General features: G+C 40.2%; 12 protein-coding genes and 1 pseudogene. 6 read left to right on the forward strand and 7 right to left on the reverse strand.

What is annotated here, in order from left to right:
* Positions 1-112: 112 nt before the first annotated feature.
* From QT974_RS26865 to QT974_RS26875, 3 genes and pseudogenes are all read left to right on the forward strand, one after another.
* Positions 113-310: a hypothetical protein gene (locus QT974_RS26865; RefSeq protein ID WP_333471463.1), complete on the forward strand. Its 198-nt coding sequence runs from the start codon at positions 113-115 to the stop codon at positions 308-310.
* Positions 311-384: 74 nt separating this feature from the next.
* A pseudogene (locus QT974_RS26870) lies at positions 385-802 on the forward strand (XisH family protein).
* Positions 790-1,125, forward strand: a complete 336-nt coding sequence (locus tag QT974_RS26875; protein WP_333471464.1) for a XisI protein — start codon at positions 790-792, stop codon at positions 1,123-1,125. Before QT974_RS26870 ends, QT974_RS26875 begins: the two are co-directional and overlap by 13 nt.
* A 212-nt stretch (positions 1,126-1,337) precedes the next feature.
* Here QT974_RS26875 and QT974_RS26880 read toward each other — a convergent pair whose 3' ends face one another.
* Complete coding sequence (locus tag QT974_RS26880) at positions 1,338-1,643, reverse strand: type II toxin-antitoxin system VapC family toxin (RefSeq protein WP_333471465.1); 306 nt, start codon at positions 1,641-1,643, stop codon at positions 1,338-1,340.
* Position 1,644: 1 nt separating this feature from the next.
* Positions 1,645-1,866 (reverse strand): type II toxin-antitoxin system VapB family antitoxin, encoded by a 222-nt coding sequence (gene vapB / locus QT974_RS26885; RefSeq protein WP_333471466.1) that lies wholly within the window; start codon positions 1,864-1,866, stop codon positions 1,645-1,647.
* A 49-nt stretch (positions 1,867-1,915) separates the two neighbouring features.
* On the opposite strand from vapB, the gene QT974_RS26890 reads away from it, so the two are divergent.
* On the forward strand, positions 1,916-2,143 hold the full coding sequence (locus tag QT974_RS26890) for a hypothetical protein (RefSeq protein ID WP_333471467.1): 228 nt from the start codon (positions 1,916-1,918) through the stop codon (positions 2,141-2,143).
* Positions 2,144-2,353: 210 nt separating this feature from the next.
* Here QT974_RS26890 and QT974_RS26895 read toward each other — a convergent pair whose 3' ends face one another.
* The 3 genes from QT974_RS26895 to QT974_RS26905 all read right to left on the reverse strand — a co-directional run bounded on the left by QT974_RS26895 (position 2,354) and on the right by QT974_RS26905 (position 5,778).
* A complete protein-coding gene (locus QT974_RS26895) occupies positions 2,354-4,009 on the reverse strand; it encodes a carbamoyltransferase C-terminal domain-containing protein (protein ID WP_333471468.1) in 1,656 nt (551 codons plus the stop codon).
* Positions 3,924-4,964 carry a hypothetical protein gene (locus tag QT974_RS26900; protein WP_333471469.1) on the reverse strand — a complete coding sequence of 347 codons (1,041 nt, stop codon included), beginning with the start codon at positions 4,962-4,964 and terminating at the stop codon, positions 3,924-3,926. The genes QT974_RS26895 and QT974_RS26900 overlap by 86 nt, the downstream gene beginning before the upstream one ends.
* 127 nt (positions 4,965-5,091) lie before the next feature.
* Positions 5,092-5,778 (reverse strand): hypothetical protein, encoded by a 687-nt coding sequence (locus QT974_RS26905; RefSeq protein ID WP_333471470.1) that lies wholly within the window; start codon positions 5,776-5,778, stop codon positions 5,092-5,094.
* A gap of 332 nt (positions 5,779-6,110) precedes the next feature.
* On the opposite strand from QT974_RS26905, the gene QT974_RS26910 reads away from it, so the two are divergent.
* Complete coding sequence (locus QT974_RS26910; protein WP_333471471.1) at positions 6,111-7,529, forward strand: NB-ARC domain-containing protein; 1,419 nt, start codon at positions 6,111-6,113, stop codon at positions 7,527-7,529.
* A 5-nt stretch (positions 7,530-7,534) separates the two neighbouring features.
* On the opposite strand, the gene QT974_RS26915 is transcribed toward QT974_RS26910, so the two are convergent.
* Together QT974_RS26915 and QT974_RS26920 are read right to left on the reverse strand one after the other, a co-directional pair.
* On the reverse strand, positions 7,535-7,861 hold the full coding sequence (locus QT974_RS26915; RefSeq protein ID WP_333471472.1) for a hypothetical protein: 327 nt from the start codon (positions 7,859-7,861) through the stop codon (positions 7,535-7,537).
* On the reverse strand, positions 7,858-8,037 hold the full coding sequence (locus tag QT974_RS26920; protein ID WP_333471473.1) for a hypothetical protein: 180 nt from the start codon (positions 8,035-8,037) through the stop codon (positions 7,858-7,860). The genes QT974_RS26915 and QT974_RS26920 overlap by 4 nt, the downstream gene beginning before the upstream one ends.
* 253 nt (positions 8,038-8,290) lie before the next feature.
* Between QT974_RS26920 and QT974_RS26925 the strand changes: the two genes are divergently transcribed.
* Complete coding sequence (locus QT974_RS26925; protein WP_333471474.1) at positions 8,291-8,542, forward strand: hypothetical protein; 252 nt, start codon at positions 8,291-8,293, stop codon at positions 8,540-8,542.
* Positions 8,543-8,633 lie beyond the last annotated feature (91 nt).

Raw genomic sequence — 8,633 nt, forward strand, 5'->3', positions numbered from 1 at the left:
AATATCTTCTGGGCGATTACGACCGCCACGAACGACTAAGGCCTCGTTTGGAATTATTTCCACAAATATAGACTGTTTGATTCAAGTAGGCGCTATACCTTAGCAGATTTTTTTGTACGTAGTGCGCTCGCTCTTTCATTTTACGCGATCGGTCATCAGAAACAAGAAAGGGCGATCGCTCTTGATGCGCGATCGGGCGATCGCAACTCGTAGAATGATCGCAGTGCTTGGTATTTGGTGTGAAGTGCGATCGCACTTCATTGGACAATCCTTACGAGAACGCGATTATATGCGAAGCTTGATTTGGTGAGTCAACAACCTGAATTGCACTCACACATCTCAATTAATGGCAGTATAATTATAATTGTTTGCGATCGGGGCTTTATGTCAGCAAAGGATAAATTTCATGATGTCGTGAAGATTGCCTTGCAAAAGGATGGTTGGCACATTAAAGATGACCCACTTTCCATCAGTGTGGGTGGAGTTGATATGTTAATCGATTTGGGGGCGGAACGTTTGCTCGCAGCCGAACGGGAGGGCGAGAAAATTGCTGTACAAATCAAGAGCTTTTTGAATACTTCAGCCATAACAGATTTTCATTTAGCGGTTGGACAATTTATAAACTACCGTACAGCACTCAAGTTTAAAGACCCCCCAGCGCCAGCTATTTTTAGCAATTCCTTTGACGGCGTATAACGATTTCTTCAAGCGTGAATTTGCAATCGCTGTTGTGGACGATTACCAGTTTAAATTATTGGTCTATGACGTAGAAGAAGAGGTGATAGCTTTATGGAAAAAGTAGAAAAATATCGGGATTGTATCAAACAAGTTCTCACAAAATATGCTGCATACAAGCCTTCTTATGGAGAAGTGGATGTGCAAGTTGTTTTTGATACAGAACACAATCATTATCAAGTTGTTCGAGTGGGTTGGGATAACAAACAGCGGGTTTACGGTTGTCCTATACATCTCGACATTAAGGATGGTAAAATCTGGATTCAGCAGAATGGAACAGAAATCGATTTAGGGCAAGAGTTGGTTAATATAGGTGTGCCGAAGTCGGACATTGTGGTTGGGTTTCATCCACCTTATATGCGTCAGTTCACAGAATTTGCAGTGAGTTAGAACTAAAGTTGATGTTTGTGGTTGTAGATAGGCGATCGCACTCCGTACAATCATCGCAGTGTTTGGTATTTGGTGTGAATGGCGATCGGTCATATAATATTTTTGCCTTCTTCATCACCACACCCGCTGAATTGGATAAGCATCAAAGCTTCATCGCGACTAATCAAAACAAGCGAATGATTCATCGTCTGTGCTACCAGAATGCGATTGCGCTAAGCGCACGCTACGCTAACGAAAGGATCTCGGTGATGCAGAGGAAGACTTGTATAAATCTCAGTGTCTTCAAATGTAATTGGTAGAATTTGAACGTTAATGTATTCCAATTCTTTCGGCAGGTCTTCAAACGATCGATTCAGTTGAAGCTTGCCAACATTAATTTTAATGGATATTTCCCAAAGGCTGGCAATACTAAAATATAAACCTGTTTTAGTATCGATCGCTTCTTTTGCTTTATTACCTAGATTAGAATCGCCAAGCAAGTACCACAGAAAGGCATGAGTATCTAAAAGGAATTCCATGTTACATATATTCCTTTAAATCTTCCAGCGGTTCATCAAAATCATCAGACATAACGATTTGACCGGCCCAACTACCATAACCATGAGGTTGTTCAAGTTGTTCTGGAGATGATTCAGTTTTTGCGTGTTTTTCAAGTAAATATTTTGCATAATGCAAGAGTTCTTGTTTGAGAGATTCTGGCATCTTGACGACAGTTTGAAAAATCTGTAGATCGATAGTCATGATTTTTCTGCAATTTTTACGCTGATCATGCTTACTCATTATACTGTAATTGCAGTCAGAAAGTATTTGGTGCGAGTGTCGATCGATCTTTTTTTACTTAAGCGATCGCACTCCGTACAATGATCGCAGTGTTTGGTATTTGGTGTTATGGGCGATCGCTCTTTTTTACTCAAGCGATCGCACTCCGTACAATCATCGCTGGGAATTAGATAAGTGCGATCGCTCTTTCATTTTAGGCGATCGGTCATCAGAAACAACAAAGGGATCTCGATCTTGATGTGCGATGGGCGATCGCACTCCGTACAATGATCGCAGTGTTTGGTATTTGGTGTGAAGGACTATGCCTCCACTGAAAGGATTTACCCTACGCTCAGCAATTCATCAAGCTTGTTCTTTAAGTCCGGTGATGCTAGTAGTGGTCTATAAACTTCACCTTCATAGGGATTCCAAACATATTCAAGACTTAAAAAATGCCTCACTAACAAGATTAATTTTCACTTTTTTCATTAGTTAAAATGAATGATTTCATGTTTATTTTTCTCGCTATTTCCAAAGTATCAAAAGCAAAATTGGATAATGGTTGACCTTTCAAATTCAATGAGGTGTTCAATAGTGCACCGACCCCTGTGATCTTTTTATATTCTATCAGGAGGCGGTATAGCGTTTCATCATCCTCTTTAGTAACTGTTTGAACACGAGCAGTGCCATCAATATGAAGCCCTGCGGGGATAAATTCCTTGCCCGTATCCGTGGCGTGGTAGCTGTAAAGCATATAAGGAGATTCGTTGGGACCTCCAAAAAAGTATTCTGTTGCATCCTCAGCTAGGATGATGGGTGCAACAGGTCGATACCACTCTCTTTTTTTGATCTTAGAACTAACAGATTCACGTTGTCGAATGTCTCCGGCACCAATGAGAAACGATCTATGTCCAAGTGCGCGAGGTCCGACTTCGGGGCGACCAATGTGTGTGAGACACAATGCCCCCTCCGCCAGTTGTTTTGCTGCAACAGTCACATCCTGAACAAGATTATGTTGCGCTGAAGCAGAACCAAAATATCTGCTACGTTCTAAGTCATTTTCATCCACGCTCATGTATGGAAGATTGAACGTAGCTCGAACTCCTAGCAAATTTGCTATTACAACAGCACACTGTCCAACGGCTATACCAGTATCGTCGCAGCAAGGAGGGATATAAATATTTTTGGTAACTTCGTTTAGAATACTGGTGTTGCAAGATAAGTTAAGAGCGCTACCTCCAACCAAGACTAAGTTTTTATGATCTGGTATAAAAACACTTTTTATATCCGATACTCGTCTTCTAACGAATTCCTCCTGAACAGCATAAGCTAAATCGGCTGCTTGTATTGGGTCAGATTGAGCCATTTCTTGAAGCCCTTGAAATTTCTCATTCAGCAGACCTTGCCCTTCAGAAAAAAGTACGTTACGTAGCTTTGGAAAAATACTGTGTACCAATTCTCTTACCCTTTCAGATGTTGCACCAAAACTAGAGAGAGCCATAAGCTTACCCTCACAAAAAGCTTCGCCATATAAAAATGAGGAAAATTGACCGTATGGCTTCGTAGATGTATGTCTGGACGTTTCGATATCAATTCGTTTTAAACAAGCACCATCGCCCACAAAATAAGCAACTCTTTCTCCAATATCACCGCCTCCGTCACAGCTGCAAATGAGAGATTTAGGAAAAGGTGAAAAGTAAAAGTAACCAGCATGGGCAAGATGATGCCGAACCACATATGTAAGGTGGTTTTTTCCAAGAAAGCTATAAGTCGCTTCGCGAATATCTTTAGTACCGCTTAATTGATCGAAAGGGTTATTCAGGGCGTTTACTACTAAATAGTCAATCTGACTCGACCTCAAATTATAGCGATTCAGCAGATAATTAACAGCAAGTTCCATATGAGCTATGGAAGCGCTCATACGCTTTGAACGGAATAGTCTTTCAAGTTCCAGTGTTGCAACGATCGTATTACCGATTGACAGCGCACAATTAGAATCGTGAAAATTGAATGCGAGGCTTACCCCAATTAATTGACTGTCAATTGCCATACTGACGCTCCAATCTATTTGCAACCAGACTTCTGTAACGCATATCGGTTCTACGATCCAGAGCGAATCGTGCATTGCTTTTTAGCCTGGAGAGAAGATACTCTGATGCATTTTGCGACTTCGCCAACAATCGGTTTGTGTAGTAATGCCCTGGATCATCAGAGGCTATCTCTCGTAACCTTTCTAATTCTGCGCTGTTGATTGATGGATTGTGGATCAGACAAGCAAAAACAGGGAAAATGTTGAGTTCGCTATTTAGCTCCACATCCAATACGCTGATATGTCTAGAACCTACAGCGCACTCAAGAGCTATTTTTACTGATTCCAAAAGGTTCTCTTTGCAAATCCTTTTGATGAGCTCAGCAGCGTCTAGTGTGAATTTCGAGACGACGTGCTTGGCAGAATTATATTCGCGGAGATAACTCTGTGAGCTAGGTGATATGATAGAGAGCCAAGGATACTGTTGAAACGCTTCATCGAGAGTGCTCATATTAAGCAATGTCCGTCCTTTAAAAGGAGTCGTTCTGCCAGCCATCAAAACTACCGATTTAGTGAGTATAATAAGTGCAACTCCGTTAAGAATCTGCTTCTTTCTTACTTCTGATAATTGTAGCTCGGTACTCAATATTTCTATTGAATGGTAAATTTCCGGGTTGTCTTCATATCTCTCGGATTTAAGGCAACGAGAAAGCAAATTAATTATCAGGATATCTCGATATCCGCCCACTGAATATTTCATATTAATACCTCCATCATTTGACCTTTCGTTGAACCTTCGCGAATATTCGTACTCCCATAAAGACTTACTGACCAGATGGGGAATGCTTCTAAATTTATCATAGTATTTATGGTGATGATTGTTGAGTGGCACAGAATCCAAGAAGCCGGCCTCTGGAGACATTCTCGATAGAAGCAAATCGGCGCTGTTGTCATCGGGGATAGATAAATCATCTATCCTGTCGATATAGTTCACTTCAACAAGGTCAAGTTTACCTTCATGTCCGAAATAAACGACATCAAGATCAGACATCGGAAGTGCTTCACTTCTAGATACAGAGCCCGCTAAGTACGTGCCGCAAGAGTCAATTTGGGTCAGAAGAGACTTGCGAGTCTCGCTCGAAAATTTGATACATATACCAAACACCTTTCGGAATAGTTCATCCATCTTTGATTGCTACCTTGGCTTTCAATACAGCGGCATATTCTAAAACTTCCTTGATTTCAAGTTGCTCCGGATATTGTGCAGATTTAGTTAAGTACAGAGCGAATTTTTCTCCTAACATTGGAACTTTGCACAACTCAGTAACCCATTGATCATAACTCAAGTTGAAAAATTTTTCACAGCAAACTTCATTCACTAAAAAATAGTAGTTCTGTGCAATTCTTAAAGAATATTTTCTGACGTTCCTCCATTTTTCGTTGGTCTGTGGTTGAATTACAATTCTTTGTAATTTGTAGCAATAAGCTACTATCTGTTCTCGCAAACTTATATTTACGCAGTCTGTACCTAGTTGAGCAGCAAAGTTACAAAACGGGTTAGATCCATACAACGCGACAGCGTGGGCTAGTACATACAGGTAATAAGCCCCGTGACCATCCAATCGAAAGTGTTCTACTCCTGTTAGCTCAATCTCTGAAAGAAAGACCATCGTTACATCAGCATATATCGGCAAATCAGGGAGATGATTATTAGGATAGTCAGAAAAAACGACCGTAATATCGTAGTCCGAAAATGCATCGACTGCGTTTGGATTGTTGATTCTCGATCCATAGGCCAGAACAGCTACTAATTCTGAACCAAAACTTTTAATAATTGGGATTGTCAACTTTTCAAATTCGTACATGATTTATGGTTGATTATTGAGAAATATTTTATATTTTTTTACATTACCTGATATCGAGGCGTGTAAACTATTAATTAGACTATTCTTCATGTCTGCTAAAGTATTATATTGTAGAAAAAGGCAATTATTTAAAGCCTAAATTTAGGAAGCAATAATTATTCTATTATCCTTTTAAATCAAATATTTGTCTAGCCAAAAAATGTTCATTTTTGTCAAGATATTTTCCACATTTTTACTCTGTTAAATCTATTTTTGTACAAAAATGTAGATAGATGTACTGAATTGTTCCTGAATGTGAGCTATAATACAGAAAACTCATCTCTCTCTTCCCAATGAGCCTAAAAGAAGCCTTAAAACTTGCCGATAAGATAGTCTTCGAGAAAACCGGTGAGCATCTAGACGACTTACAAGAAGCCGTACTCCAAGGCACTGTACAACGTGACACTTACAAGCAAATAGCCAAAAAATTTGATTGTTCGGAAAGTAGTGTGAGGAAAGTAGGTTCAGAACTATGGCAAATACTTTCAGAAGAGTTTGGAGAAAATGTCAGTAAATCAAACTTTCGATCGGCAATTCAGAGGTTCCAAGTCTCTAATGTTTCAAACTTTACACAACAAAACGTCATCGAACAACACATTAGTGGTAATTTTAACACCTGTGGAGAAGGTACACATTCGCCAGATATATCAAAGTCACATCCAGATAATGACGAAGCATCTAACTCAAAACAAACCAAAACTCTACATCGAGATTTAAGCGAAATGCCGGAGTTGGACAATTTCTTCGATCGCACTTCCGAACTCCAAACCCTCACAACCTGGATTCTACAACAAAACTGCCGCCTCATCACCATCACCGGCATCAGTGGCATCGGCAAAACATCCCTAGCAGTACGACTCGTACAACAAATCAAAAACGAGTTTGAGTACGCAGCTTGGTACACCCTAGACGAATTCCCCACCATCGATAAATTCCAATCAAACCTAATACAGTTGTTTTCCAATTCCGAAAACCTAGATTCATCCCCAACAAACCAGAAACGCTTACCTTTAATTAAATATTTACAAAACCATCGTTGTCTAGTAGTCTTGGATGACGTTCACAACCTTTTCTGTAGCGGCGAATTCGCAGGAAAGTATAAACCAAAATATGAAGAATATCGCTCCCTATTCAAACAGATAGAAAAATTATCTCATCAAAGTTGCTTTCTGCTAGTCGGTTGGGAACCGCCGAAAGAAGTTCCTCAACTCACCAGCGAAAATACTCCCATTCGTACTTTGCAATTGACGGGCTTAGATATCGCGGCCGCACGGGAAATCCTCAGAGATAAAGGATTAGCAGAAATCGATAACTGCGAAGCGCTCATTGACCGATATCAAGGCAATCCCTTATGGTTAAAAAGCGTGGCGACTCTCATTCAAGAGTTGGGAATCGGGGCGAATGAGTTATTAATAGATGATACCATATTGTTACCCGAAGATTTGAAAGATGTTTTACAACAGCAGTTCGATCGCACTTCCGAACTAGAAAAACAAGTCCTGTCATTGTTGGCGACAGAAAACCAGCCAGTCAACTTCGCCAAATTGCTACAAAACCGACAAATATCATCATCAGATTTGCTCAACGCCTTGCAATCTCTATCGCGGCGTTGCTCGATCGAAAAACATGAAAGCCTTTACACTCTGTCACCTGTACTGAAGCAGTATATCAAAACTCGACGATCGCACTTAACAAACATCGACAATGAATAAACGATTCAAACAATACCGCTTGTCAACTCTTGTTTCCTCAAATTCGGCAACAATGCCAAAACATCCAAATACCACCACCAACGCTGAGGTGTAATCTCCTCAAATTTGCGCTTCTGGGTTAAATCCACAAATCTCGACAACTCCTCATAAAACTCCCTTGCTTGTTCAACTAACTGTCGATCGGCATTTGCTAATAAACCTTTCTCTTCCTCACTCAGTTGAGGTTCAACTTTTGCTAACTCATCTCTCAGTTGCAACATTTCTAAATGTTCAGCCCCACTCACATCAGGAAATTGAACCATCACACAATAGTCTTTTACCAAAATATTCATAACAAATCCTTAACTAAACCTACATAAATAAACATTGAATTAGTCAGGTAGCTTTCCGGTTCCTTTGGAGAAAAAGCCGTTTCTAAAACTCCATCCAATCCCATCATTACCAGCCATATTGTGTTGTTTACACTGCTGGTAACTGTCGGATAAAACGTTTTTCCGTAGACGTACACATAAACTTTAGCGTCAGCATCCCTAACAATAAAACTGATAACTCCATTATATTCTTCAAGGGTAGCGTCCGACCCTAAATGGCCTAAATTAATCCTTTTGAGTTAATGAGACATTGCTTTTCCAGGTTTCCAGAGAATTCCGTTTCTCACCCGCTCAATTGCCTGCACAATCTCTAATTGCCTACCTTCATCAAAAATCAACTTTAACCTTACCTGAAAAAAACGGAACTGCAAACAAACATATCATCACCTATTGGGCATTACCCCAAAAATAATTATAAAACCTAAGCTCGATCGCACTTCCGAACTAGAAAAACAAGTCCTGTCCTTGTTGGCGACAGAAAACCAGCCAGTCAACTTCGCCAAATTGCTCCAACATGGACAAATATCATCATCAGATTTGCTAAACGCCTTGCAATCTCTATCGCGGCGTTGCTGGATCGAAAAACATGAAAGCCTTTACACTCTGTCACCTGTACTGAAGCAGTATATCAAAGGATTGTAACGGAGATGTTGTACCAATATCAATAGATATCTTGCGAAAGTCGAAATGTATATGTAGGGGCGTAGCATTTGGGCGAAAATTTATCGGTTAA

Origin of the sequence: Microcoleus sp. BM001215392 (assembly GCF_036700185.1) — a bacterium.
Classification (GTDB): domain Bacteria; phylum Cyanobacteriota; class Cyanobacteriia; order Cyanobacteriales; family Microcoleaceae; genus Microcoleus.

Excerpts from the sequence above, each read along its gene's own strand:
- QT974_RS26875 (WP_333471464.1), top strand. The coding sequence starts at position 790 with ATGGAAAAAGTAGAAAAATATCGGGATTGTATCAAACAAGTTCTCACA.
- QT974_RS26880 (WP_333471465.1), bottom strand. The coding sequence starts at position 1,643 with ATGGAATTCCTTTTAGATACTCATGCCTTTCTGTGGTACTTGCTTGGC.
- vapB (WP_333471466.1), bottom strand. The coding sequence starts at position 1,866 with ATGACTATCGATCTACAGATTTTTCAAACTGTCGTCAAGATGCCAGAA.
- QT974_RS26895 (WP_333471468.1), bottom strand. The coding sequence starts at position 4,009 with ATGCACGATTCGCTCTGGATCGTAGAACCGATATGCGTTACAGAAGTC.
- QT974_RS26900 (WP_333471469.1), bottom strand. The coding sequence starts at position 4,964 with ATGTCTGATCTTGATGTCGTTTATTTCGGACATGAAGGTAAACTTGAC.
- QT974_RS26905 (WP_333471470.1), bottom strand. The coding sequence starts at position 5,778 with ATGTACGAATTTGAAAAGTTGACAATCCCAATTATTAAAAGTTTTGGT.
- QT974_RS26910 (WP_333471471.1), top strand. The coding sequence starts at position 6,111 with ATGAGCCTAAAAGAAGCCTTAAAACTTGCCGATAAGATAGTCTTCGAG.
- QT974_RS26915 (WP_333471472.1), bottom strand. The coding sequence starts at position 7,861 with ATGAATATTTTGGTAAAAGACTATTGTGTGATGGTTCAATTTCCTGAT.